This window comes from Streptomyces buecherae (assembly GCF_014295035.1).
Taxonomy (GTDB): domain Bacteria; phylum Actinomycetota; class Actinomycetes; order Streptomycetales; family Streptomycetaceae; genus Streptomyces; species Streptomyces youssoufiensis.
In genome coordinates, this window is sequence record NZ_CP060404.1 from 1,107,848 (window position 1) to 1,131,064 (window position 23,217).

Below are 23,217 nucleotides of genomic sequence, written 5' to 3' on the forward strand. Positions count from 1 at the left end.
CATTGTCGCTCGCCACAGGCCGCTTCCGACGGGGGCGCGCGCCCCGGCCGGGTGGCACGGACGGGGATTGTACGGCCCGCATACCGTTGAGTACGCTCCGTGTTTTATGCGACATGTTCCGCGCCCCGGATCAGCGAAGCCCAGCCCCTCCGCCCAACCCAGCAGAGCGGGCGCCCTCCCCGCCGAAGTCAGCCGGTTCGTCGGACGGTCCGCGGAACTGGCTCAGATCAAGCGACTCCTCGCCCGAACCCGCCTGGTGACGATCACGGGCGTCGCCGGAATCGGCAAGTCCCGGCTGGCGCTGCGGGCGGCCAGGCGGATGCGGAATCGCTTCTGCGACGGCATGTGGCTGGTCAGCCTGGCCGAACTCCCCGCCGACACCCGCCCCGACGAGGCGGTGCTGGGCGCGCTCGGGCTGACCGTGTCCAGCGGGCGGAGTCCGCGCGAGGTGCTGGTGCGGCGCCTCGCGCAGGGCGAGACGCTGTTGGTGCTCGACGGCTGCGAGCACCTGAGCGAGCCGTGTGCCGCGCTGGTGGCCGAGCTGTTGCGAAGGGTGCCGGGGCTGCGGGTGCTCGTCGCCAGCCGGCGCCCGCTCGGGATCACCGGCGAGCGGCTGCTGCCGTTGCGCCCGCTGCCGGTGTGGCCCGACGCCGTCGAACTCTTCGCCGACCGGGCCTCGGCGCTGCTGCCCGCCTTCACCGCGGCGGCCGGCCGCGAGGCGGTGAGCGAGGTGTGTCGGCGTCTGGACGGCGTGCCGCTGGCCATCGAGCTGGCGGCGGCGCAGTTGCGCACCCTGTCCCTGGAACAGCTCCTGCTCCGGCTCGATGACCCGCTCCGGCTGCTGACCAGCGACGGCCACAGCATCCCCGACCGGCACCGTTCGCTGTCCACCGCGATCGGCTGGAGCCACGAGCTGTGCACGGCCGGCGAGCGGTTGCTGTGGTCGCGGCTGTCGGTCTTCGACGGCGGCTTCGACCTGGACGCCGTCGAGTACGTGTGCTCCGGCCCGGACCTGCCGGCCGACGAGGTGCTGCCGGCCCTGTCGGGCCTGGTCGCGCAGTCCGTCGTGGTCCGGGACGACCCGCCCGAGGGCGCCGGCCAGGCCCGCTACCGGCTGCTGCGCCCGGTGCGCGCCTACGGCGCCCGGTGGCTGGCCGAGCTGGGCGAGACGGAGCGGCTGCGCAAGCGGCACCGCGACTGGTACCTGGGGCTCGCCACCTGGTGTGAGCTGGACTGGTTCAGCCTGCGCCAGATCGAGGTGGCCCAGCGCGTGGAGGCGGAGCTGCCGAACCTGCGGCTCGCGCTCGAGTACAGCCTGGAGAGCCCCGAGGACGCGCACATCGGCCAGTACCTGACCGGCACCCTGTGGTTCTACTGGGTCGGCTGCGGGCGGCTCGCCGAGGGCCAGCGCTGGCTGGAGCGCGCGCTGGAACTCGGGGGCGACCAACCGGAGCCGCGCGCGAAGGCGCTGTGGGCGGTGGGCCTGACGGCGGCGGCGCGCGGGGACGCGGTGGCCGCGCTGACCGCGCTGCACGAGTGCCGCGAGCTGGCCGACCGGTGCGGCGACGAGAGCGCGGCGGCGCTGGCCACCCAGATGCTGGGCGCGACCGCGCTCGCCAACGACGACCTGCCGGGCGCGGTGGCCCTGTTACGCGAGTGCCTTGAGCGCTATCGCGCCCGGGGCGAGTTGAACGCCCTGGTGCTCCTCGCCCAGGTGCAGCTCGCGCTGGCGCTGGCGCTGATCGGCGACGCGGAGGCGGCCCTGGCGCTGGCCGAGGACGCCCGCCAGGTGGCGACCGACAGCGGGGAGCGGTGGGTGCGCTCGTACGCCCTGTACGCGCTGGCCTGCGCGCGGGCCGAGCGGGGCGAGGACGAGCAGGCCCGCGAACTCCTGGTGGCCTGCCTGGAAATCAAGCGGGAGTTCGGCGATCTGCTGGGCATGACGCTGGCCCTGGAGCGGCTGGCGCCGCTGGTGGTGCTCGACGCGCCGGAGTGGGCGGCCGAGTTGCAGGGCGCCGCCCTCACCGGCTGGCGCGACCTGGCCGGCGAGCCGCTGCGCTCCCCGCTGCTGCGCCAGCGGCACGAGCGCTGCGCCGCGCGGGCCAGGGGCCTGCTCGGCGACGCGGGGTACGAGGCGGCGCGGCGCGACGGGCGGCGCGGGGGCCTGGACACGGCGGTGGCCCAGGTCCTGGAACGGGGCCGCGGGCGCCCGGCCAGTCTGGTCGGGCAGGCGGGCGGGGTGGCCGGGCGGCCCTGGCCCGAGGAGGACCGGGCCAGCGAGGGCCGGGCGGCCGAGGAGTGGGCCGCGGGCGCGGCAGCCGCGCTGCGCCGCAAGCAGCCGGCCGGCCCCCCGCCGGCCGAGGCGGACGAGGAGCCCGGGGGCTAGGTCCGGCTCGCCCGGCCTGGCACGCGAAAGGCCCCGCCCTCGCGGGCGGGGCCTACCTGCTGAGCTGTGCTTAGCGGGCGTAGTACTCGACGACGAGCTGCTCGTCGCAGATCACCGGGATCTCCTTGCGGTTCGGGTCCCGGTCGAGGCGGAACGCGAGCGCCTTGAGGTTGACCTCGAGGTAGCGCGGCGTCTCACCGTCGGTGTCGTAGCCACCCTCGCGAGCGACCTGGAAGGGGTGCTTCTCGCGGCTGCGCTCGCGGACCATCACGACGTCGCCCGGGCGGACGCGGAAGGACGGCTTGTCGACCTTGCGGCCGTTGACCTCGATGTGACCGTGCACGACCATCTGGCGCGACTGGTAGATGGTCCGGGCGATGCCCGACCGAAGGACGAGCGCGTCCAGGCGGCGCTCAAGCTCGATGATCAGGGCCTCGCCCGTCTTGCCGTCGACCTTCCGAGCGCGGTCGTAGGCACGGGCCATCTGGCGCTCGCTGATGTCGTACTGAGCGCGCAGACGCTGCTTCTCAAGGAGTCGGACCTTGTAGTCGCTGTTCTGCTTGCGGCCACGGCCGTGCTCACCCGGCGGGTAGGGGCGAGCCTCGAAGTACTTGACGGCCTTGGGAGTCAGTGCGATGCCGAGCGCACGCGACTTCTTGACCTTGGGGCGCGACTGGTTCACGTGGAACGAACCTCCGTGTAAGTTAGGTTAGGCTTACCTTAGCCGAGGAGAACGCATGTTTCGACCTGGGAGCCCCACATCAAGCACCGCCCAGGGCAGGGAGTCAGACGACTCCGGGCCTGAAGGCACTGAGGTGGGTCAGCCGCGCCCCGCGGAAGACGCCCGGCAGCCCACTGCCGCCGAGCGCGTACGAACCCTCGTGGAGTCCAAGGCTACGGCTTCTCTCGCGATTCCTGGAATCGAGGAGCCGGAGGACTTCGCCGCGGGCATCCCGACGGCCCGCACCGTCATGCCCGACGGAGACGTGCTACTGCTGGTCCCCGGCGACTCTCCGGCGGCCAGAGCCGCAGCGTACGCCCAGGATGACGACCTCACGTGCGTGATGGAGATCACGGACGTCGCACCCGTTTCGGTGCCGTATCGCGTGCGCGGGCGCGCCTGGGTCGCCGGCTGGCTCACCCCGGTACGCAACGAGGAGCGGGCCGCCTGCGCCATGCTGCTCGCCGAGCGCCACCCGGTGGGCGAGATCCTCGGCATGGACGACGCGCTGCAGCCGCCCACCGCGAGCCGACCCGGCGGGCGTCCCGCCTGGGTACTGCTGCGCCTTGAGGTCGGCGAGGCGTGCGTGGACGACCTGTGGGGCGCCGAGGGCGTCGAGCCGGACGCCTTCGCCGCCGCGGCACCCGACCCGCTGGTGGCCCACGAGGCCGACCTCCTCCAGCACCTGCACTCCGCGCACAGCGAGCAGGTCCAGATGCTCTGCGCGCTCATCGGGGAGCGCGCCCACTGCGGAGCGGCGCGGGAACCTGGCGCACCGCAGCAGGGGGAGGCGCGCGTGTCGGCCGGACGCGCCGTGCGGGCGGTGCCCGTCTCCCTCAGCCGCTTCGGCCTGCGGGTCCGCTTCACCGACTCCACCAGCCGCTCCTTCGACGCCCGCTTCGACTTCCCGGAGCCGGTGCGCGACGTGACGGAGCTACGGCGCGCCATACACACCCTCTTCGAGGCCGCGGCCGAGTAGCCGACCACCGCGCCCGAGCACCCACACCCGCGTGCCCCTCCGCGCCCGCTCACCCCGTACCCCCTCCGACCATCTCGGCGTCCCGGGCACACCCGACCGGTGCGCCCCTCCCCAACTCCCGCACACCTGGCGGGAGTCGGGCGCGTGACGACGGTGCGGCGAACCGGCCGCGCCGGCTGGCCGGCCAAGCCGCGCCGCGTGACCCCGGGCGCCGATCGCGCCCGCCGGGGCGGCCTGGCTCCCGCGCGGGTCGGGTTACTCGGCGGCCTTGGTCTCCGGCTGCTCGCCGCGCGCGGGCGGGGGCGGCGGGTCGCCGCGCAGCCGGGCCCTGACCCGCTCCACGACGTCGGCGTAGCGCGCCTCCGCCCCGTACCGCGTCGGCTCGTAGTACCGCTTGCCGTGCACCGCGTCCGGCGCGTACTGCTGCGCGGCGATGCCGCCCGGCAGGTCGTGCGGGTAGAGGTAGCCCTGCGCGTGGCCGAGCTTCTGGGCGCCCTTGTAGTGCCCGTCGCGCAGGTGTGGCGGGACGGGGCCGGCGAGGCCGGCGCGCACGTCGGCCAGGGCCGCGTCGATGGCCAGGTACGCGGCGTTGGACTTGGGCGCGAGCGCGAGCGCCACCGTGGCCTGCCCGAGCGCTATCCGGGCCTCGGGGTAGCCGATCAGGGCCACCGCCTGGGCCGCGGCCACCGCCGTCTGGAGCGCCGTCGGGTCGGCCATGCCGATGTCCTCGCTCGCCGAGATCATCAGCCGCCTGGCGATGAACCGGGGGTCCTCGCCCGCCTCGATCATGCGGGCGAGGTAGTGCAGGGCCGCGTCCACGTCCGAGCCGCGGATGGACTTGATGAGCGCGCTCGCCACGTCGTAGTGCTGGTCGCCGCTCCGGTCGTACTTCACGGCCGCCCGGTCGACCGCCTCCTCCAGCGTGGCCAGCGTGATCTGCGGCTCGCCCTTGGCTATCGCCGAGCCCGCGCCCGCCTCCAGTGCCGTCAGCGCCCGTCGGGCGTCGCCACCGGCGATCCGCAGCAGGTGTGCCTCCGCGTCCTCGGGCAGCTCCACCACACCGCCGAGACCGCGCTCGGCGGCCAGCGCGCGACGCAGCAGAGACCGCAGGTCGTCGTCGGTCAGCGGCTCCAGCGTGAGCAGCAGCGAGCGGGAGAGCAGCGGGGAGATGACCGAGAAGTACGGGTTCTCCGTGGTGGCCGCGATGAGGGTGACCCAGCGGTTCTCCACGGCGGGCAGCAGCGAGTCCTGCTGGGCCTTGCTGAAGCGGTGGATCTCGTCCAGGAAGAGCACGGTCTCCCGGCCGTACCCGCCCGAGCTGCGGCGCGCGCCGTCGATGACGGCCCGCACCTCCTTGACGCCGGCGGTGATCGCCGACAGCTCCACGAAGCGCTTCTTGGTGGCCTGGCTGACGACGTAGGCCAGCGTCGTCTTCCCGGTGCCCGGCGGGCCCCACAGGATGACCGACGAGGACCCGGCCGGGCCGCCGCTCCCCTCCCCCACCAGCCGGCGCAGCGGCGAACCGGGACGCAGCACGTGCTGCTGCCCCACGACTTCATCGAGCGTGCGCGGACGCATCCGGACGGCCAGCGGGCTGGCGGCCGGGTCCTTCTCCTGGCGCTCCTCGGCGGCGGCGGTGAACAGGTCTGGCTCCACGTGGGAAGCCTATGTCACCGCACCGACAACGGGCCGGGGCGACCAACGGGAAGCCGGGCCCACCCGGGGTTCGCACCCAGGGTGGGCCCGGCCGGCCCGGCGTCTTCGGTCAGGCCCAGAGCTGGCTCTTCCACTTGGTGAGGATCAACATCGCGATGACGCCCATCCACAGCACCGGCAGCACCCAGTGGAACTCCAGGAACCCGCGGCGCAGTCCCTCGGGCGCCGGCAGGAAGCGGTGCTTGACGTTGAACCACGTCACGTAGGAGAACATCAGGATGGTGGCGGCCCAGGCCAGGCAGCACCACAGGCACAGCGCGCCGATCTCGTACAGCGACTGGTACTGGAGCCAGGTGCAGAAGCCGACGCCGAACAGGCAGCCGGCGTTCAGGGTCAGCCAGTACCAGCGCGGGAAGCGCGCGCCGACGAGCACGCCCACGCCCACGGCGATGACGATGCCGTAGGCGATCAGGCCGAGCATGGGGTTCGGGAAGCCGAACGCCTCGGCCTGGTCGCTCTCCATGATGCTGCCGCAGGAGACGATCGGGTTGATGCTGCAGCCGGGGGTGTAGGTCTTCCCCTCGGCCTTCGCCTCCAGGATGTGGTTCTTGTCGAGGGTGATGATCCAGGCGGCCAGCAGGCCCGCGGCGCCGGAGAGGATGAGCAACCAGGCGAAGACCCGGCCGCCGCCGACGGCGCCGCCGGGGGTGGTCTTCTCCGCGTCCCCGTCCGTGTCAGAACGGTGAAGTGCCGAAGTCGTCATAGCGCCATTCGTCTCGTCAGTCGGTCATAGCCCGGTCATTGTGCACCAGGCACCTGTGAATCAACCGCGCCGTGCGCGCAGTTCCTCCACGACGGCGTCCAGGGCGACAGGTGTCTGGTCCCCGCTCTCCAGATCCTTCAGCTGAACGACGCCCTCGGCAAGGTCGCGCTCCCCCGCGACCAGGGCGAACCTGGCGCCGGAGCGGTTCGCGGACTTCATGGCGTTCTTCAGACCCTTGCCGCCGAAGGCGAAGTCGGCGGCGACGCCGGCCCGGCGCAGGGCTGTGACCAGGTCGAAGAGCACGTCCCTGGCCGCATCGCCGAGCGGCACCGCGTACACCTCGGTGGCCGCCGGCAGCTCCAGTTCCACGCCCTCGGCGCGCAGCGCGAGCACCGTGCGGTCCACGCCGAGCGCCCAGCCGACCGACGGCAGGGCCGGGCCGCCGATCATCTCGGACAGGCCGTCGTAACGCCCGCCGCCGCCCACCGCGGACTGCGAACCGAGCCCGTCGTGAATGAACTCGAACGTGGTACGCGTGTAGTAGTCGAGCCCGCGCACCAGCTTCTCGTCGTCCTCGAAGACGACGCCCGCGGCCGTCAACAACTGGCGTACGCGCTCGTGGTAGACCTTGCACGCCTCGCACAGGTGGTCGCGCAGCGCGGGGGCGCCGACGAGTTGCTTGCGCACGGCCTCGCGCTTGTCGTCGAGCACCCGCAGCGGGTTGATCTCGATCCGCCGCCGGGTCTCCTCGTCGAGGTCGAGCCCGCGCAGGAAGCCCTGCAGCGCCTCGCGGTAGGCCGGCCGGCACTCCTTGTCGCCCAGCGAGTTCAGCAGGAGGCGGAAGTCGCGCAGCCCCAGCGAGCGGTAGGCGTCCACGGCCAGGATGATCAACTCGGCGTCCAGGGCCGGGTCCTCGGCGCCGATCGCCTCGGCGCCGACCTGCGAGAAGTGCCGGTAGCGGCCCGCCTGGGGGCGCTCGTAGCGGTAGTACGAGCCCGAGTACCAGAGCTTGACCGGCAGGTTGCCGGCCTTGTGCAGGTTGCGCTCCAGGGCGGCGCGCAGCACGGAGGCGGTCCCCTCGGGGCGCAGCGCGAGTTCGGTGCCGCCCTTGGTGGTGAGGGTGTACATCTCCTTGGTCACGATGTCGGTGGACTCACCGACGCCGCGCGAGAAGAGTTCGACGTGCTCGAAGCCGGGGGTCTCGATGTAGCCGTACCCGGAGCGGCGCAGCGGGGCGGCGAGCGCCTCGCGGACCGCGAGGAAGGTCGCGGAGTCCGGCGGGGTCAGGTCGTACGTGCCCTTGGGGGCGGTGAAGGCGTTCACGGGGTAGGTCGTCACATTCCTCGTCGCGGGGCGGCCGGGCCGCCTCCGAGGCCGGCGGCCACCTGCCGCAGGTACGGGTTGGTGGCGCGCTCCTGGCCGATGCTGGTCTGGGGACCGTGACCGGACAGCACCACGGTCGAGTCGTCGAGCGGCAGGCACACGCGGGCCAGCGACTGGAGGATCTCGGCGTGGTCACCGCCGGGCAGGTCGGTGCGTCCGATGGAGCCGGCGAAGAGCAGGTCGCCCGAGAAGAACACCGACGGGATGTCGGCGCTCTCGGGCAACCGGAAGGTCACCGACCCCTTGGTATGGCCGGGCGCGTGCGCGACGGACAGCTCGAGACCGGCCAGGTTCAGGGCCGCGCCGTCGGAGAGCTCCTTGACGTCGTCGGGCTCGCCGACGGTCAGCTCCCCCATCAGCGGCATCCCGATGGAGCGGCCGAGCGCCTTCTCCGGGTCGCTCATCATGTAGCGGTCGGCCGGGTGGATCCAGGCCGGTACGTCGTGCGCCCCGCACACCGGGACCACCGAGGCCACGTGGTCGATGTGGCCGTGGGTGAGGATGACGGCCACGGGCTTGAGCCGATGCTTGGCGATGGTCTCCGCGACGCCCTCGGCGGCCTGGTGGCCCGGGTCGATGATCACGCACTCCTCGCCGGCGGCGGGGGCGACCAGGTAGCAGTTGGTCCCCCAGGCCCCGGCAGGGAACCCAGCAATGAGCACGATCGTCCTTCAGGTGGTCCGGCGGTCGGCGCGGTGGCCGTGACGCCGGGGCGGAAAGTCGGCGTGCGAAGAGCCTACCTGCGGCGCACGGGCCACAGCGAACCGCTATACGGTACGGCCATGCGCCGGCGGACGGCCGCCAGCGGGCGGCCCGCGCTACCGGCGGGCGGGGCGGACGGAGGACCGTCACGGACCCGCGAGCACGGCACCGGCCAGCGCCGGGAAGCCGCGCCGGGGGACGCACACACGGCAGACGCCGCGCGGCAATGGCGCGGCGTGACAGTTGGAGGAGTAGACCCGGTGGTCAGTCAGGAGCAGCGGCGACGACAGCTCGCCCGCGAGAAGCTGGAGCGTCAGCAGCAGCGCAAGGCCGCCGCCCGGTCGAAGACGCAGAAGCGCAACGCCGCGATCGCGGGCGGCATCGTCCTGGCGCTGGTCGCCGGGCTCGTGGTGGCGGCGGTGGGCCTCTTCGACTCGGACGACAACGGCAAGGACAAGAAGGACACCGTCGCCGACCCGTGCGCCAGGCCCGCCCCGGGCACCCCGTCGGGGCAGACCTGGAAGAAGGAGCCGAAGCTCACCATCGACAAGTCGGCCGACTACACGATGGAGCTGGCGACCACCTGCGGCGACATCACCATCGGGCTGGACGCGAAGAACGCCCCGCACACGGTGAACTCCTTCAACTTCCTTGCCGGCAAAGGGTACTTCGACCACACCAAGTGCCACCGCCTGACCGACCAGGGCATCTACGTGTTGCAGTGCGGCGACCCCAAGGGCGACGGCACCGGCACGCCCGGCTACACGATCCCGGACGAGAACCTGAAGGACCCGAAGCTCAAGGGGAACGTCTACCCGGCGGGCACGATCGCCATGGCCAACCGCTACAACCCGCAGCCGCCCAAGGGTGAGAGCAAGAACGAGGACAGCGGCGGCAGCCAGTTCTTCATCGTGTACCAGGACAGCGAGCTGCCTCCGTACTACACGCCGTTCGGCACGCTCAAGGGCGGCGAGGACGTGCTGAAGAAGATCACCAAGGCCGGCGCGACGGCCCCCGACCCACAGACGGGGAACACCGCGCCGATCGCCACCGTGGTGATCAACAAGGCGACCGTCAAGCGTTCTTGACGTCGGTGCCGGGCGCCGGCGCCGCCCGCGCGGCGCTCCGTCCGCATGCCCGCGCGCTCCCGCGCGGGAGCGCACTGACGCGCGTACTGCGAAATTTCGGTCGCGCTGGATACGGACAGCCGGGCCACCGGTCGCCTATGTTTGCGTTGTGTAGGGTGCCTGCTCCGACGGCTGCCGCCCTGCCGAATCGGTACCCCAGCAGCTCGTCGGACCGGCCCGGCGCTGCCAGGCCGGGAGTAAACCGTGGACGATGCCCGCGGGCCGCGCGCCCGCGCCGGCATCATGTGGAGGAGGCGCTGTGAGCAGCGACCCATGGGGCCGCGTCGACGAGACGGGGACCGTGTACGTGCGTACGGCCGATGGTGAGCGGGTCGTCGGTTCCTGGCAGGCGGGCTCCCCCGAGGAAGCCCTGTCCTACTTCGAGCGCAAGTACGAGGGCCTGGTTGTCGAGATCGGCCTCCTCGAACGTCGGGTGAAGACCACCGACCTATCGGCGAAGGACGCGACCGCCGCCATCGACCACCTGCGCCAGCAGGTGGACGAGCACCACGCCGTCGGCGACCTGGACGCGTTGCGGCAGCGGCTCGACAAGCTGGTGCAGACGGTCGAGGCGCGCCGCGAGGAGCGCAAGGCCGCCAAGGCCAAGCAGTCCGACGAGGCGCGCAAGGCCAAGGAGGCGCTGGTCACCGAGGCCGAGGAGTTGGCCGCCAGCGAGCAGTGGCGGGCGGCGGGCGAGCGGTTGCGGGCCCTGGTGGACACCTGGAAGGGGCTGCCGCGTCTGGACCGTAAGACGGACGACGAGTTGTGGCACCGCTTCTCGCACGCCCGCTCGGCGTTCTCCAAGCGCCGCAAGGCCCACTTCGCCTCGCTGGACGCCCAGCGCGAGGAGGCCCGCAAGGCCAAGGAGAAGCTGGTCGCGGAGGCGGAGGCGCTGTCGAAGTCCACGGACTGGGGCCCCACCGCCGCCCGGTACCGCGAGCTGATGACGGACTGGAAGGCGGCCGGGCGCGCGCAGCGCGAGGCCGAGGACGATCTGTGGAACCGTTTCCGGGGCGCGCAGGACGTCTTCTTCCAGGCCCGTGGCGAGGTGTTCGCGGAGCGCGACGCCGAGCAGCGGGAGAACCTGACGCGCAAGGAAGAGCTCGTCATCGAGGCGGAGAAGCTGCTGCCGGTCACGGACCTGAAGGCGGCGCGGGCCGCGTTCCGGTCGATCAACGAGCGCTGGGAGGCCATCGGCCACGTGCCGCGCGACGCCCGGCCGAAGATCGAGGGCCGGATGCACGCGGTCGAGCGGGCCATCCAGGAGAGCGAGGAGTCGGAGTGGCGGCGCACCAACCCGGAGGCCCGGGCCCGCGCCGCTGGACTGACCGGCCAGCTCCAGGCGGCCGTGGACAAGCTCCAGGAGCAGGTGGACAAGGCCAGGGCGGCGGGCAACAACGCCAAGGCGGACAAGCTCGCCAAGGAGCTTGAGGGTCGCCAGGCCCTCCTTGACCAGGCCCTGAAGGGGCTCCAGGAGTTCGGCGGCTGACGCTGCCGCCCGCCCCCGCGGGCACCAGAGGGCGGGCACGACGAGGGTCCCGGTACGCGATGGCGTGCCGGGACCCTCAGTGCGTGCGGGCGCTGGTAGCGCGCGGCCGTCGCGCGTGCCACGGCCCGGGCGGGCCGGCGGGGTGCGGCCCGTACCCGGGCACGCGCGTCCGCGCGGACGGCTCGGCGTGCGATGGGCCGGCGGGCGCCCCGGGTCCGCGAGGGCCCGGCGGCGGGTAGTCGATGTGCTCGCCACCGGGCCTGACACCCCCTGTCACGGCCCTGACGCGCACGCCGCCACGCGCTGACGCGGTCCTACGGGCACGCCGGTTACGGCGATGGGCCAGCGCCGGCCCGCACGCCATGGCCTTCGCGCCACGCGTACGCCCGCGCTCGCCCGAGGTTCTCAACAGGCGCCGGGATCAGCCTCGTTGGATGCGTTCGGTCTGTTCGCTACCGACCTCGGTGATACGGCGCAGGTACCGCTCGATCACCGCGAGTTCCGGGTCGGTGAAGTCGTCCAGGGCTCGGTCGAAGGCCCTGCCGGGCTCCGCCCAGGCGGCCTCGACGTCCGGGGCGCGGTGGACGGTGAGCGTGACCAGCATCTTGCGCCGGTCGTCCGGGTCGGGTTGGCGCGCGACGAGGCCGGCCCGCTCCAGCCGGTCCACCAGGCGGGTGGCCGAGCCGGAGGTCAACCCGGTCAGCTTCGCGATCTCGCCGATGGTGCGCGGCCGGGGCTCCAGGCCGAGCAGGCTCACGCACTGCAGATCCGTGGGGTGCAGGCCGAGCCGCTCGGCCATGGCCTGGTTGAACAGGGTGTAGGCGGCGTGGTGCCGCCGGGCGGCGGCGGTGACCGCCGCGAGCGCCTCCGCGCGGGTTGACACACAGACCTCCGTGGGGCTTATATCTGCGTCACGCAGATGATGTGTGATGCAGAACTTTCTACCACGCCTCCCAGGAGAACCCGTGTCCACGCACTCCCCCGAGCAACTCCGCGCCCTCTACGACCGCTGGAGCCAGTTGTGGCGCGGCGACTTCAGCCACGCCGCCGACATCCTCGACCCCGGCCTCGTCGTCCACCAGGCACGCCCCGACGGCAGCGACTCAGAGGCGACCACCGGCCCGGAGCGGCTGCTGCCCGAGATCGAGCAGACCATGGCCGCCTTCGGCGACGTGGACCTGAGCGTCGACCTCGGACCGATCGTCGAGGGCGACCTGATCGCCGCCCGCTGGACGCTGCGCGCCACGTACACCGGCGGCATCCCGCACGCCACCGCCCCCGTCGGCACGAAGATCGCCTTCAGCGGCCACGACCTGCTCCGCGCGGCCGACGGCAGGCTGTGCGAGTACTGGACCTGCACCGACATCCTGGACGGCCTGACCCAGCTCGGCGCCGTCTCCGGCCCGAACGGCCCGGCCCGCCCCTGACCCACGCGGGAGACCCGCCCTCGCGCTCCCGCGCTCGCGGCACACGGCGTGCCGGTCGTACGGGAGGTCAGGGCCGGCGGGCCGACGTCACCCGGTAGACGTCGTAGACGCCCTCGACGCCCCGGACGGCCTTGAGCACGTGGCCCAGGTGCTTGGGGTCGCCCATCTCGAAGGTGAAGCGCGAGGTGGCCACCCGGTCGCGGGAGGTCTGCACGGCGGCGGAGAGGATGTTGACGTGCTGGTCGGACAGGACCCGGGTCACGTCCGACAACAGCCGCGACCGGTCGAGCGCCTCGACCTGGATGGCCACCAGGAAGACCGACGACTGGGTGGGCGCCCACTCCACGTCGAGCATGCGCTCCGGCTGCTGGGACAGCGAGTCCACGTTGACGCAGTCGGCCCGGTGCACGGACACGCCACTGCCGCGGGTCACGAAGCCGATGATGGGGTCGCCCGGTACCGGCGTGCAGCAGCGGGCGAGCTTGACCCACACGTCCTCGACGCCCTTGACGACCACGCCCGGGTCGGCACTGGAGCGGCGCTTGGTGCGGGAGCGCAGCGGTGTGGACTCCGCTATGTCCTCGGACGCCGCGTCCTCGCCGCCGAGCGCCTGTACCAGCTTCTGCACGATGTTCTGCGCGGTGACGTGGCCCTCGCCGATGGCGGCGTACAGCGAGGAGATGTCCGAGTAGCGCATCTCGTGCGCGAGGGTGACCAGCGAGTCGCCGGTCAGGATGCGCTGGATCGGCAGGTTCTGCTTGCGCATCGCGCGGGCGATGGCGTCCTTGCCCTGCTCGATGGCCTCGTCCCGGCGCTCCTTGGAGAACCAGCCACGGATCTTGTTACGGGCCCGGGGCGACTTGACGAAGCCCAGCCAGTCGCGCGAGGGGCCGGCGCCCGGGGCCTTGGAGGTGAAGACCTCCACCAGGTCACCGTTGTCCAGCGTCGACTCAAGGGGCACCAGGCGGCCGTTGACGCGGGCGCCTATGGTGCGGTGGCCGACCTCGGTGTGCACGGCGTACGCGAAGTCCACCGGCGTCGCGCCCGCCGGCAGCGCTATGACGTCGCCCTTCGGCGTGAAGACGAAGACCTCGTTGCGGGAGAGGTCGAAGCGCAGCGACTCCAGGAACTCGCCCGGGTCCTCGGTCTCCTTCTGCCAGTCCAGGAGCTGCCGCAGCCACGCCATGTCGTTGACGGTGTCCTGCCGGTCGCCCTTGCTCCTGGGCACGTCGGTGCGCACCTTCGAGGCGCCGGCGACGGCCTCCTGCTTGTACTTCCAGTGCGCGGCGATGCCGTACTCGGCGCGGCGGTGCATGTCGAACGTGCGGATCTGCAGCTCGACCGGCTTGCCGCTGGGCCCGATGACCGTCGTGTGCAGCGACTGGTACATGTTGAACTTGGGCATCGCGATGTAGTCCTTGAACCGCCCGGGCACCGGGTTCCACCGCGCGTGGATGGTGCCGAGCGCCGCGTAGCAGTCGCGGACGGTGTCCACCAGGACCCGGATGCCCACCAGGTCGTAGATCTCCGCGAAGTCCCGGCCGCGGACGATCATCTTCTGGTACACCGAGTAGTAGTGCTTGGGTCGCCCGGTGACGGTCGCCTTGATCCGGGCCGCCCGCAGGTCGCCCTGGACCTGGTCGGTGACGACGGCCAGGTACTCGTCCCGCTTGGGGGCGCGCTCGGCCACCAGGCGCACGATCTCGTCGTACATCTTGGGGTAGAGGATCGCGAAGGCGAGGTCCTCCAGCTCCCACTTGATGGTGTTCATGCCCAGCCGGTGCGCCAGCGGGGCGTAGATCTCCAGCGTCTCGCGGGCCTTCTTCTCCTGCTTCTCCCGCTTGAGGTAGCGCATGGTGCGCATGTTGTGCAGCCGGTCGGCCAGCTTGATGACCAGCACCCGCGGGTCCTTGGCCATGGCCACGACCATCTTGCGCACGGTCTCGGCCTGCGCCGCCTCGCCGAACTTGACCTTGTCGAGCTTGGTGACGCCGTCCACCAGGAGCGCGACCTGGTCACCGAAGTCGCGGCGCAGGGTGTCCAGGCCGTACTCGGTGTCCTCGACCGTGTCGTGCAGCAGGCCGGCCATCAGCGTCGCCGGGTCCATGCCCAGCTCGGCGAGGATGGTGGTGACGGCCAGCGGATGCGTGATGTACGGGTCGCCGCTCTTGCGCTTCTGACCCCGGTGCCACCGCTCGGCGACCTGGTACGCGCGCTCGATCTGGCGCAGCGTGGAGGTGTCGGCCTTGGGGTCGTTGCTCCGCACGATCCGCAGCAGAGGTTCCAGGACCGGGTTGTACGGGCTGGAACGCTGCACGCCGAGCCGGGCCAGGCGGGCGCGCACGCGGTTCGACGAGCCCTGCCGGGGCGTGGGCCCGGGCGGCTGGGGACGGGCCGGCACGCTCGTGTTGGGCCCCCCGGTGGGCAGCGCCGCCGGAGGCTTGGGCCCCGGCTTCGGCCCGGGGCTGGACGCGCCGCCGCCCTTCTTGGGCGCGTTTTCGGCCGCCCCGCCGCCCGCGGCGTTCGGCTCGGCGGGGTGTGCGGCGGTCAGCGGCTTGGCCTCGTCTGGCAAGAGCACTCCTCAAGCGGGACCGGTCCGAAACGGGAGTCGGACGGCCATGGTATCGATCCCGCCACACCCATTGTCCCGCCACGGCGCCCACTCCGGCACGCCGAAGGCGGGTACCCGGGGCTTGCCGGGTACCCGCCTCGTAGCGATTCACGCAGGTCAGACGGTGGTAAGCGCCTCCAGCGGGGCACCGTCCAGGCTGGCCTGAAGCCGTTGCCTGCCGTCGAGGAATCCGAGTTCCAGCAGGACCGCGACGCCCGCGACCTCGGCCCCGGCCCGCCGGATGAGGTGCAGGGACGCCTCGGCGGTGCCGCCGGTGGCCAGAACGTCGTCGATGACCAGAACTCGATCACCGGGGCGCAGGGCGTCGGCGTGCAGCTCGATCTCGGCCGTCCCGTACTCCAGGTCGTACGCCTGCCGCAGGGTCGCCCCCGGCAGCTTGCCCGCCTTGCGCACCGGCACGAAGCCCACACCGGCGCGGACCGCGACCGGTGCGGCCAGGATGAAGCCGCGGGCCTCCAGGCCGACGACCTTGTCCGCCCGGTAGGTGCGGCACAGGGCCGCGAGGGCGTCGGTCAGCGCGCCGAAGGCGGCCGGGTCGGCCAGCAGCGGGGTGATGTCCTTGAACACCACCCCGGGCCGCGGGTAGTCCGGGACGTCGTGGATGCGGCTGAGCAGCAGCGTCCGCAGCTCGTCGGGGGCGAGCCCGACGGCCGCCGGCGGCTCGCCGGCGCCCAGGTCGGTGACCTCGGCCCCGGTCATCGGCGCTTGCCCGACGGACGGCCCCGACCGCGGTTGCGGCCCGGCTGGTTACGGGTGGACGACTGCGGGCGGGCGGGCTCGGTGCCGCGCTGGCCCACCACCCCGGCGGCGGCCTCCTCGCGCTCGGCCTCCTCGTCCACCGCGTCCCGCGGGTCCACGTCCTCGGGGTCCTCGTCGTCCGCGTCATCGGCCGGCGCGGCCTTGCCGGACGACTCGGCCCGGGCAGCCGCCGCCGCGCGCTTGGCGCGCACCCGGGTGGCCAGGGCCTTCATCTGCGGGTCCCGCTCCTTCAGGTCGGCGACCAGCGGAGTGGCGATGAAGATCGAGGAGTACGCGCCGGCCGCGAGGCCGACGAAGAGCGCCAGCGAGATGTCGTTGAGCATGCCGGCGCCCAGGAAGCCGCCGCCGATGAACAGCAGCGCCGCGACCGGCAACAGCGCCACCACGGTGGTGTTGATGGAACGCACCAGGGTGCCGTTGAGGCTGCGGTTGGCGATCTCGCTGTAGGTGTAGCGGGTCTGCTTGGTGAGGCCCTTCGCGCCCTCGCGAAGACCGTCGAAGACGACGACGGTGTCGTACAGCGAGTAACCGAGAATGGTCAACAGACCGATCACCGTACCCGGGGTGACCTCGAAACCGACCAGCGCGTACACGCCGACCGTGATCGTGAGGTCGTGCACCAGCGCGATGAGGGCGGCCAGCGCCATCCGCCACTCGAAGGCGATGGCGAGGTAGATCACCACCAGGAGCATGAAGATCGCCAGGCCCTGCCAGGCTTTCTTGGCGATCTCCTCACCCCAACTGGGGCCGACGAGCTGGGTGTTGATCTTCGAGCTCTCGACGCCGAGTTCCTTGGCGAGCGCCTTCTGGACCGGCTGCGCGGCCTCCGTGTCCAGATCGCTGATCTGGATGCGCAGGCCGCCGTTGCCGAGCTTCTGGGCGATGGCCGTGTGGCCCTCGGCGGACTCCTCCGCCTTGTCCCGCGCCTCGTCGGCCGAGATGCTGGTCTTGGGCGTGGTGAAGACCGCGCCGCCGGAGAACTCGATGCCCATGTGCAGGCCGCGCACCGACAGGCCCACGATGGCCGTGATGGTGATCAGGATGGAGAGGCCGTACCAGATCATCCGCTTGGCGACGAAGTCGTAGCCGACCTCACCGCGGTAGAGCCTGGCGCCGAGACTGCCGAGTCGAGACATCTCACGCCTCCTTCGTGTCGGCGGGGGCGGCGGGGCGGCGGCGGGAGCGCAGCGGCGGTTTGGCGCCGAGCCGCTTCGGGTCGAGGCCCGACCAGGGGTGCCCGGTCGCGAAGAACTTGCGGGTGGCGAGGATCGTCATCAGCGGCTTGGTGAAGAAGAAGACCACCACGACGTCCAGCAGCGTCGTCAGGCCCAGCGTGAACGCGAAGCCCTGCACCTTGCCCACCGTGACGATGAAGAGCACCGCGGCGGCCAGGAACGACACGAAGTCGGAGACGAGGATGGTGCGCCGGGCGCGGGGCCAGCCGCGCTGCACGGCGGGCCGCAGCGTGCGGCCCTCGCGGATCTCGTCCCGTACGCGCTCGAAGTACACGATGAACGAGTCCGCGGTGATACCGATGGCCACGATCGCGCCACAGACGGCCGGGAGGTTCAGGGCGAACTGGATCGCCTCGCCGAGCAACACCATGAGCGAGTAGGTGAGCGTGGCGGAGACCGCGAGGCTGGCGATGGCCACCAGGGCCAGGCCCCGGTAGTAGATGACCATGTACAGGATGACCAGCGCGAGGCCGATGGCGCCCGCGATCAGGCCGGCCCGCAGCTGCTCCTCGCCAAGCGCGGAGGAGACGGTGGTCTCGTCGACGATGTCGAAGGTCAGCGGCAGCGAACCGTAGGACAGGATGTTGGCCAGGTCCTCGGCCTCACCCTGCTTGAAGCCACCGGAGATCTCCGCCTTGCCGCCCTTGATCGCGAAGGTGACCTCGGCGTTCGAGGCGACCTCGCCGTCCAGGACGATGCCGAACTGGTTCTGCGGGGACTGCTGCTTGGCCAGCTCGCCGGTGATCTGGCCGAACTGCTTGCCACCCTTGCCGTCGAAGTCGAGCTGGACGATCCAGCCGGAGCCGCCCTGGGCGCTGAAGACCGCGGAGGCGTCCTCGACGCGGTCGCCCTCAAGTTCGACGGGGCCCAGGATGAACTTGGCCTGGCCCTTGCGGTCACACGCGACGATCGGCTGGTCCGTCGGCCGGCTCGCGGCCTTCGAGCTGGCGGCGGAGCGGGCCTTGGGGTTGGTGCAGTCCAGCGCCGCGAACTGCTTCTGCAGCTCCTCGGCCTGCTTGGCCTGGTCGGCTTGTTCCTTCGTCGGCTTCTGCGGGGCGTCGCCGGTGGGCGTCGGCGTGGGGGTGGGCGCGGTGGGCGCCTTCCGCAGCGCGCTGGGGACGGCCCGACCCTGGGTGGTGGGGGTGGAGGTCGGCTTCGCGGCGTCGCTCTTGTCGGAGTCCCCGTCGCCCTTGTCGCCGTCCTTGTCGCCCTTGTCCCCCTGCGGGGGCTTCTTGCCGTCGTCGCCCTTGTCCGGGGTCTCGTTCGGCTTGGGGACGCCGCCCGGGTCCTTGGTGGGCGTGGGGTCACCGATGGACAGCACCGGGCGGAAGCCGAGCTTGGCCGTGGTGCCGACCTGCTCCCGGGCCTGGTCGGCGTCCGTGCCCTTGGGGATGTTGACGATGATGTGCTTACTGCCCTGGGTCTGGACCTCGGCCTCGGACACACCAAGCCCGTTGACGCGCCGCTCCATGATGTTCACGGCGGTGTCCATGTTGGCGCTGGTGATCGCGTTGGGCTTGCCGGGCTCGTTCTTGGCCTCCAGCGTGAAGCTGGTGCCGCCCGCGAGGTCGATGCCCAGCCGCGGGGTGGTGTTGCCGGAGAGGAACATCCCTCCGACCAGCGCCACCATGGCGACCAAGATCCCGACGAGGGCACGACCGGGCCTGCCTTGGGCCCCGGGGGACCTACGGCCCTTCTTCGGTGCTGCCACCTTTTCGTTTCTCCCTGTCCAACCGCCCGGCTACGGGTGTGCGCCGGGCGGCCACGAAGTGATGTGGGGACGTGCCCCCGCCGGAGCCTAGACCGTCTCGTAGCCGCTGCGCACCGAGCGGTGGTGTCACGCGGCGTCCGAAGCGCGACTACTTCGCGTCGTCGCTGCCGGACCCCTTGCGGTCCTCCGGCTTGGCGTCAGCGTCCTCGGGTCGGGACGCGTCGGCGTCGGCGGCACCCGCGGCGCCGGTCTCGTCCGCGGCGTCACCCTTGGTCATGTCAACTCGCCGGTCGTCGTCGCCCTCGGCCCCGGTCAGGGAGGAAGCGTCGTCGGGAACCACGGGGGCGTCGTCGTCGTGCTCGGACTCGATGCCGTGCACGATGCGGTTGTACTCGGCGTCGTCGAGAACGGCACCCACCGAGTTCTTCGCGTAAATGGCGTGCACGCCCGGCGCGACCTCAAGCAGGAGCGTGTCGTCGTGAACCTCCTTGACCGTGGCGTACATGCCGCCAATGGTCCGGATGCCGGTGCCCGGCTGGATCTGGTCACGCATCTGCGCCGCCTGGCGCTGCTTGTTCTTGGCCGATCGGGTCATCAGGAACATGGCCCCGATGATCACGATGAACGGCAGGAGAGTCACGATATTCACGGGACGGGATTTCCTTCGCACGACCGCGAATGCACGGCCTGGTATACGGGGGTGGGTGCGCCGCACTGAACGGACGGCATCGGCGGAGTCTAAGCGAGCCCGCGCCTAAGGAACAACGCCCAGCATGGCACCGGGGTTCCTGACCGGACCACTGTCCGCGCCGTCACCCGTCGAACAGTCCCGACTGCACGCCGCCGCTCCCCGTCCCCTGCGGCGGGGTGAGGCCCAGGTGGGCCCAGGCCGCCGGGGTGCCGACCCGGCCGCGCGGCGTGCGGGCGAGCAGTCCCTCCCGTACGAGGAAGGGCTCGGCCACCTCCTCGACCGTCTCGCGCTCCTCCCCCACCGCGACCGCCAGGGTGGACAGGCCCACCGGGCCGCCGCCGAAGAGCTTGAGCAGTGCCGTCAGTACGGCGCGGTCGAGCCGGTCCAGGCCGCGCCCGTCCACGTCGTAGACCGCGAGGGCCCGGGACGCGATCTCCTTGGTGATCACGCCATCGGCCTTGACCTGCGCGTAGTCGCGCACCCGGCGCAGCAGGCGGTTGGCGATGCGCGGCGTGCCCCGGGACCGGCCGGCGATCTCGATGGCGCCCTCACCGTCGATCTCGACGTCGAGCAGCCGCGCGGAGCGGTGGATGACGCGCTCCAGCTCGGGGGCGCCGTAGAACTCCATGTGCCCGGTGAAGCCGAAGCGGTCGCGCAGCGGCGGCGGCAGGAGGCCGGCCCTGGTGGTGGCCCCGACCAGGGTGAACGGCGGGAGTTCCAGCGGGATGGCGGTGGCGCCAGGGCCCTTGCCGACGATCACGTCGACGCGGAAGTCCTCCATCGCCATGTAGAGCATCTCCTCCGCGGGGCGCGACATGCGGTGGATCTCGTCGAGGAAGAGCACCTCGCCCTCGGTGAGGGAGGAGAGGATCGCGGCGAGGTCTCCGGCGTGCTGGATGGCGGGGCCCGAGGTGATCCGGATGGGGGCGCCCATCTCGGCCGCGATGATCATCGAAAGAGTGGTCTTACCCAGGCCGGGTGCGCCGGAGAGCAGGACGTGGTCGGCCGTGGCGCCGCGCTGGCGGGCGGCGCGCAGCACCAGGTCGAGCTGTTCGCGGACGCGTTCCTGGCCGACGAACTCGCCCAGGTCCTTCGGTCGCAGCGCGGCCTCGATGGCCTGCTCCTCGCCGTCCGCCTCGGCGCCCAACAGTCGATCGGCGCCCGGGCCGACGGGGCCGGTCGGCCCGGTCAGCTCCGTCGCATGCTCGCCGTGGGTGTCGTCCCCGTTCATGACGTCCTTTCTCGGTGTGCGCGCGGTGCCGGGCCGGTGGCCCTCAGCGACCTCGGCCCAGGGTCTGCAGGGCGGCCCGCAACAGCGTGGCCACCTGGGGCTCGGCGCCGCTGGCCACGGCCTGGTCGGCCTGCGGCGCGACGGCGGCCACGGCCTCGTCGGCCTCGCGGGTGGCGTAGCCGAGGCCGATCAGCGCGCCGTGCAACTGGTCGCGCCAACTGGCGGTGACCGCGCTGCCCACGCCCACGCCGCCGGCGCCGCCGGTGGGGTCGCCGAGTCGGTCCTTGAGTTCGAGCAGCAGCCGTTGGGCGCCCTTCTTGCCGATGCCCGGGACGGCGGTCAGCGCCTTCTCGTCGCCGCCGGCGACCGCCCGGCGCAGCGCGTCGGGGGCGTGCACGGCGAGCATGGCCTGCGCGAGCCGCGGCCCGACTCCGCTGGCGGTCTGGAGGAGTTCGAAGACCTGGCGCTCGTCGTCGTCGGCGAAGCCGTACAGGGTCAGCGAGTCCTCGCGGACCACGAGCGAGGTGGCCAGCCGGGCGGGCTTGCCCACGCGCAGCGCGGCCAGCGTGGCCGGGGTGCACTGCACGGCCATGCCGACGCCGCCGACCTCGATGACGGCGAGGTCGGGGGCGAGGGCGGCCACCTGTCCTTGGACGAACGCGATCATGCGGGGCCCTTCCGGGTGCGAGCGGAGGCGGGGGCGGGGGCCGCGCGGCGGGCGGCGGCGCGGCGGGCAGCCGGCGGTGCGGACTGCGGGGGTGTGGCCGGTCGCTCGGCCGGCGCCTGGGCCTGTCGGTGCGCGGCCACGGCCTGCTGGAGGCGGTTGGTGGCGGGGGCACGCCAGATGTGGCAGATGGCCAGCGCGAGGGCGTCGGCCGCGTCGGCCGGCTTCGGGGGCGCGTCCAGCCGCAGCAGGCGGGTGACCATGGCACCGACCTGCGCCTTGTCGGCGCGGCCCGAGCCGGTCACGGCGGCCTTGACCTCGCTGGGGGTGTGCAGCGCGACCGGCAGTCCGCGGCGGGCGGCGCACAGCATGGCCACGGCGCTCGCCTGGGCCGTGCCCATCACGGTCTGCACGTTGTGCTGGCTGAACACCCGCTCCACCGCGACCAGTTCCGGCTGGTGCGTCTCCAACCACTGCTCGATGCCGCGCTCGATGAGCACCAGGCGCTCCCCGATGTCGGCGTCGGCCGCGGTGCGGATGACGCCGACGTCCACCATCCGCAGCGGGCGGCCCGCGACGCCGTCGACGACGCCGATGCCGCACCGGGTCAGCCCCGGGTCCACGCCGAGCACCCGCATCGCGCGCCCTCCCCCTCACTGACGTATGCGTCGCACATCTGTGGGGGTGTCCCCCCGAACAGGCACAGTAGCCGCTGGCTGTGACAACGCGACGGGCCGACGGGGGCGTCCCGTCGGCCCGGTGGCGGCTGCGCCTCGTGCCCCGGACGGTGCGGCTGGGCCGCGGCGCGGGTTCGGCCGCGCTGGCTCAGTCGTACGGCCCGATGCGCAGGCTAGGCGTCGACCTTCTCCATGACCTCGTCCGACACGTCGAAGTTGGCGAAGACGTTCTGCACGTCGTCGCTGTCCTCCAGCGCGTCGATGAGCTTGAAGATCTTGCGCGCGCCCTCCTCGTCCAACTGGACCTGCATGGTGGGCACGAAGTTGGCATCGGCCGAGTCGTAGTCGATGCCCTCCTGCTGGAGCGCGGTGCGCACGGCCACCAGGTCGGTGGCCTCGCTGATCACCTCGAACGTCTCGCCGAGGTCGTTGACCTCCTCGGCGCCCGCGTCGAGCACGGCGCCGAGCACGTCGTCCTCGGCCAACTCGCCCTTGGGGACGATCACTACGCCCTTGCGGTGGAACAGGTACGAGACCGAGCCCGGGTCGGCCATCGAGCCGCCGTTGCGGGTCATGGCCACGCGCACGTCCGAGGCCGCGCGGTTGCGGTTGTCCGTCAGACACTCGATGAGCACCGCGACGCCGTTCGGGCCGTAGCCCTCGTACATGATCGTCTCGTAGTCGGCGCCGCCCGCCTCAAGACCCGCACCGCGCTTGACCGCGCTGTCGATGTTCTTGTTCGGCACGGAGCTCTTCTTGGCCTTCTGGATGGCGTCGAAGAGGGTCGGGTTGCCGTCCGGGTCGGCTCCGCCGGTCCGCGCGGCGACCTCGATGTTCTTGATCAGCTTCGCGAAGAGCTTGCCGCGCTTGGCATCGATCACGGCCTTCTTGTGCTTCGTCGTAGCCCATTTAGAGTGGCCGGACATCCGCCTGTCTCCTTCGCGTAACCAAATTCCTTACCAACGCCTGCGATCCTACCGGGAT

At 72.1% G+C, this 23,217-nt stretch carries 20 protein-coding genes; 5 read left to right on the forward strand and 15 right to left on the reverse strand.

The annotated features are described in order from the left end of the window. The first annotated feature begins 106 nt into the window (after positions 1-106). Positions 107-2,386 carry an ATP-binding protein gene (locus H7H31_RS04040; protein ID WP_187064064.1) on the forward strand — a complete coding sequence of 760 codons (2,280 nt, stop codon included), beginning with the start codon at positions 107-109 and terminating at the stop codon, positions 2,384-2,386. Positions 2,387-2,456: 70 nt separating this feature from the next. Here H7H31_RS04040 and rpsD read toward each other — a convergent pair whose 3' ends face one another. Then, positions 2,457-3,068, reverse strand: coding sequence for a 30S ribosomal protein S4 (gene rpsD / locus H7H31_RS04045; protein WP_176164998.1), 612 nt, complete (start codon positions 3,066-3,068; stop codon positions 2,457-2,459). Between the two features lie 55 nt (positions 3,069-3,123). Between rpsD and H7H31_RS04050 the strand changes: the two genes are divergently transcribed. Beyond that, positions 3,124-4,086: a DUF2470 domain-containing protein gene (locus tag H7H31_RS04050; RefSeq protein WP_222625432.1), complete on the forward strand. Its 963-nt coding sequence runs from the start codon at positions 3,124-3,126 to the stop codon at positions 4,084-4,086. 255 nt (positions 4,087-4,341) lie between these two features. Here H7H31_RS04050 and H7H31_RS04055 read toward each other — a convergent pair whose 3' ends face one another. The 4 genes from H7H31_RS04055 to H7H31_RS04070 form a co-directional block, all read right to left on the reverse strand. Then, positions 4,342-5,742, reverse strand: coding sequence for a replication-associated recombination protein A (locus tag H7H31_RS04055; RefSeq protein WP_176164996.1), 1,401 nt, complete (start codon positions 5,740-5,742; stop codon positions 4,342-4,344). A 109-nt stretch (positions 5,743-5,851) separates the two neighbouring features. Next, a complete protein-coding gene (locus tag H7H31_RS04060) occupies positions 5,852-6,505 on the reverse strand; it encodes a vitamin K epoxide reductase family protein (RefSeq protein WP_187064066.1) in 654 nt (217 codons plus the stop codon). Positions 6,506-6,565: 60 nt separating this feature from the next. Beyond that, positions 6,566-7,828: a histidine--tRNA ligase gene (hisS, locus tag H7H31_RS04065; RefSeq protein ID WP_187064075.1), complete on the reverse strand. Its 1,263-nt coding sequence runs from the start codon at positions 7,826-7,828 to the stop codon at positions 6,566-6,568. A gap of 11 nt (positions 7,829-7,839) precedes the next feature. Then, complete coding sequence (locus H7H31_RS04070; protein WP_176164994.1) at positions 7,840-8,550, reverse strand: MBL fold metallo-hydrolase; 711 nt, start codon at positions 8,548-8,550, stop codon at positions 7,840-7,842. Between the two features lie 300 nt (positions 8,551-8,850). Here H7H31_RS04070 and H7H31_RS04075 point away from each other — a divergent pair, with 300 nt between their 5' ends. Further along, a complete protein-coding gene (locus H7H31_RS04075) occupies positions 8,851-9,678 on the forward strand; it encodes a peptidylprolyl isomerase (protein WP_187064067.1) in 828 nt (275 codons plus the stop codon). A gap of 298 nt (positions 9,679-9,976) precedes the next feature. Continuing rightward, the gene (locus tag H7H31_RS04080; protein WP_187064068.1) at positions 9,977-11,206 is read left to right on the forward strand and encodes a DUF349 domain-containing protein; all 1,230 of its coding nucleotides are present in this window, start codon (positions 9,977-9,979) and stop codon (positions 11,204-11,206) included. A 421-nt stretch (positions 11,207-11,627) separates the two neighbouring features. Here the strand turns inward: H7H31_RS04080 and H7H31_RS04085 are convergent, their stop codons facing one another. Next, a complete protein-coding gene (locus H7H31_RS04085; RefSeq protein ID WP_232109674.1) occupies positions 11,628-12,089 on the reverse strand; it encodes a MarR family winged helix-turn-helix transcriptional regulator in 462 nt (153 codons plus the stop codon). A gap of 82 nt (positions 12,090-12,171) precedes the next feature. On the opposite strand from H7H31_RS04085, the gene H7H31_RS04090 reads away from it, so the two are divergent. Then, positions 12,172-12,633, forward strand: coding sequence for an ester cyclase (locus H7H31_RS04090; RefSeq protein ID WP_232109675.1), 462 nt, complete (start codon positions 12,172-12,174; stop codon positions 12,631-12,633). Between the two features lie 67 nt (positions 12,634-12,700). Here H7H31_RS04090 and H7H31_RS04095 read toward each other — a convergent pair whose 3' ends face one another. The 9 genes from H7H31_RS04095 to H7H31_RS04135 form a co-directional block, all read right to left on the reverse strand. Then, positions 12,701-15,205 (reverse strand): RelA/SpoT family protein, encoded by a 2,505-nt coding sequence (locus tag H7H31_RS04095; protein ID WP_187064070.1) that lies wholly within the window; start codon positions 15,203-15,205, stop codon positions 12,701-12,703. A 156-nt stretch (positions 15,206-15,361) separates the two neighbouring features. After that, positions 15,362-15,964, reverse strand: a complete 603-nt coding sequence (locus tag H7H31_RS04100) for an adenine phosphoribosyltransferase (protein WP_187064071.1) — start codon at positions 15,962-15,964, stop codon at positions 15,362-15,364. Then, on the reverse strand, positions 15,961-17,160 hold the full coding sequence (gene secF / locus H7H31_RS04105) for a protein translocase subunit SecF (protein WP_187064072.1): 1,200 nt from the start codon (positions 17,158-17,160) through the stop codon (positions 15,961-15,963). The genes H7H31_RS04100 and secF overlap by 4 nt, the downstream gene beginning before the upstream one ends. 1 nt (position 17,161) lies before the next feature. After that, a complete protein-coding gene (gene secD / locus H7H31_RS04110; protein WP_187117779.1) occupies positions 17,162-18,970 on the reverse strand; it encodes a protein translocase subunit SecD in 1,809 nt (602 codons plus the stop codon). Between the two features lie 148 nt (positions 18,971-19,118). Then, positions 19,119-19,619, reverse strand: a complete 501-nt coding sequence (gene yajC / locus H7H31_RS04115) for a preprotein translocase subunit YajC (RefSeq protein ID WP_187059929.1) — start codon at positions 19,617-19,619, stop codon at positions 19,119-19,121. Positions 19,620-19,782: 163 nt separating this feature from the next. Then, positions 19,783-20,892, reverse strand: coding sequence for a Holliday junction branch migration DNA helicase RuvB (ruvB, locus tag H7H31_RS04120; RefSeq protein ID WP_232109676.1), 1,110 nt, complete (start codon positions 20,890-20,892; stop codon positions 19,783-19,785). A 43-nt stretch (positions 20,893-20,935) separates the two neighbouring features. Then, positions 20,936-21,559: a Holliday junction branch migration protein RuvA gene (ruvA, locus tag H7H31_RS04125; RefSeq protein ID WP_176164981.1), complete on the reverse strand. Its 624-nt coding sequence runs from the start codon at positions 21,557-21,559 to the stop codon at positions 20,936-20,938. Continuing rightward, positions 21,556-22,194 (reverse strand): crossover junction endodeoxyribonuclease RuvC, encoded by a 639-nt coding sequence (gene ruvC, locus H7H31_RS04130; RefSeq protein WP_187117780.1) that lies wholly within the window; start codon positions 22,192-22,194, stop codon positions 21,556-21,558. The genes ruvA and ruvC overlap by 4 nt, the downstream gene beginning before the upstream one ends. A 212-nt stretch (positions 22,195-22,406) precedes the next feature. Then, positions 22,407-23,159 (reverse strand): YebC/PmpR family DNA-binding transcriptional regulator, encoded by a 753-nt coding sequence (locus H7H31_RS04135; protein ID WP_187059726.1) that lies wholly within the window; start codon positions 23,157-23,159, stop codon positions 22,407-22,409. Between the last annotated feature and the right edge of the window lie 58 nt (positions 23,160-23,217).

Excerpts from the sequence above, each read along its gene's own strand:
- ruvA (WP_176164981.1), bottom strand. The coding sequence starts at position 21,559 with ATGATCGCGTTCGTCCAAGGACAGGTGGCCGCCCTCGCCCCCGACCTC.
- secF (WP_187064072.1), bottom strand. The coding sequence starts at position 17,160 with ATGTCTCGACTCGGCAGTCTCGGCGCCAGGCTCTACCGCGGTGAGGTC.
- ruvB (WP_232109676.1), bottom strand. The coding sequence starts at position 20,892 with ATGAACGGGGACGACACCCACGGCGAGCATGCGACGGAGCTGACCGGG.
- H7H31_RS04040 (WP_187064064.1), top strand. The coding sequence starts at position 107 with ATGCGACATGTTCCGCGCCCCGGATCAGCGAAGCCCAGCCCCTCCGCC.
- H7H31_RS04050 (WP_222625432.1), top strand. The coding sequence starts at position 3,124 with ATGTTTCGACCTGGGAGCCCCACATCAAGCACCGCCCAGGGCAGGGAG.
- H7H31_RS04060 (WP_187064066.1), bottom strand. The coding sequence starts at position 6,505 with ATGACGACTTCGGCACTTCACCGTTCTGACACGGACGGGGACGCGGAG.
- H7H31_RS04135 (WP_187059726.1), bottom strand. The coding sequence starts at position 23,159 with ATGTCCGGCCACTCTAAATGGGCTACGACGAAGCACAAGAAGGCCGTG.
- H7H31_RS04100 (WP_187064071.1), bottom strand. The coding sequence starts at position 15,964 with ATGACCGGGGCCGAGGTCACCGACCTGGGCGCCGGCGAGCCGCCGGCG.
- ruvC (WP_187117780.1), bottom strand. The coding sequence starts at position 22,194 with ATGCGGGTGCTCGGCGTGGACCCGGGGCTGACCCGGTGCGGCATCGGC.